The following is a 1408-nucleotide window of genomic DNA, read 5'->3' as shown; positions in this document are numbered from 1 at the left end:
ATGAATGTCCCCTCGGTAGTATTGTCCTTGTCATCAAGGCATTAGCATGAGTATAGCATCAACGATGGTAGCGCTGTATGCGCTTTAATGGCTGGCGCTTTCGAAAATATAAGAAAAGAATACTGCCAACGCTCTGTGTAAAATTTTAGGTTACGCTTATTGCGTTATCTCAGGGGCTCCATCTCGGTTATCATTATATATTAAGGATGATTCATGTTTAGTGTCAGTGGCTGTAATATCAAATCCTCACATTCATTTCCTGCATATAGCGATGCGGAAGATTTGCCGATGAATATACTTGAACAATATATCGAAAAAATAGAAGAAAGCCTTGAGAATAACACGTGGATGGATCTGAAGTTTTCCCTAACAGATCAAGTCGTGATGCCACATCTAGTGGCACTGGCTAACAGAAGAAAACCGGGGTTGAACTTGACATATATTGACTCCCCTTATGACTTGCCTGAGCAACTGATGTCACTCTCACCTAATGACTATCACTCTCATAAATATATTATCTGTGCTGGTGATGATAAAGTGCATATGGGTATGCTTGATGCAAGATTTATTGATAATCAGCTATCAATGATTTTATTTGAACCGACATCATTAAATTGTACAGCGCCGGCCTTGTTAGCAGTGAGGATTAACTCGGCCCTTGGGCGAGAATTGCCAACGATAAAAAAACCACTTGTATTACAAATGGATATACAAAGAAGTGACTATGAATGTGGGATTTTCAGCCTGGCTTTAGCCAAAAAAGCTTTTAAAAATGACGAATGCGTTCTCAAGTTACATCACGAAGTCGCAGCGAGAAAAATTGAAACGTCCACGTTAGCGGAAAGCAAAGGCATTGCAGACAAATTTCTTTCTGTTCTTTTCTATAAACATACTCAGGGATTAAAACGCATGAGTGAATATTTAGAAACAAAACCAGAAAGCATACATCAGCCAATCAATGGCAAACATAAAAAAATCATGGATCATATTAAAGCCAGTTATACCGAGATTAATGGAAAATTAATCTCAAAGTCGATCCACATTAAGCGACTTACTGAATATAAAGCACTAAGAGATGATCTGCTTAACAATCGCTATGATCTTTCAAATAAAACATTATCATCCTCATGATAGAGGCAAGGCTAACTACCTTGCCTCTCGCTTAACCTCTGACAGCAATGATCTACACGCCGATCGCTTGCGTACGTTGACCATGCCAATTCGCCGATTCCGCTTTTGCCGCCGTGGGATAATTGATTTCACTGCTACGACGCCGAAAATCACTCGGGCTAACGCCAACACGTTTGCGAAACACGCGAGAAAAATAGAGCTGGTCGTCATAGCCCACCACCCGCCCGATATTGGCAATCGATTCCTGCGTGGTTTGCAGTAACAGCTTGGCCCGAAT

General features: G+C 40.8%; 2 protein-coding genes. One reads left to right on the top strand and one right to left on the bottom strand.

All coding sequences use genetic code 11. The features are described 5' to 3' along the window. The first annotated feature begins 213 nt into the window (after nucleotides 1-213). The gene (locus J5224_RS27735; RefSeq protein ID WP_264628348.1) at nucleotides 214-1131 is read left to right on the top strand and encodes a YopJ family acetyltransferase; all 918 of its coding nucleotides are present in this window, start codon (nucleotides 214-216) and stop codon (nucleotides 1129-1131) included. A gap of 52 nt (nucleotides 1132-1183) precedes the next feature. Here the strand turns inward: J5224_RS27735 and J5224_RS27730 are convergent. Next, a partial coding sequence (locus J5224_RS27730) for a helix-turn-helix domain-containing protein (protein WP_264628347.1) occupies nucleotides 1184-1408 on the bottom strand: 225 nt, incomplete at its 5' end.

Source organism: Candidatus Symbiopectobacterium sp. NZEC135, from assembly GCF_025962695.1.
The sequence above is the reverse complement of the archived record's forward strand: the minus strand, read 5'-3'. Positions and strand labels throughout refer to the sequence as shown.

What these genes read in the sequence shown, in the direction of transcription:
- J5224_RS27735 (WP_264628348.1), top strand. Translation starts at nt 214, where the DNA reads ATGTTTAGTGTCAGTGGCTGTAATATCAAATCCTCACATTCATTTCCT.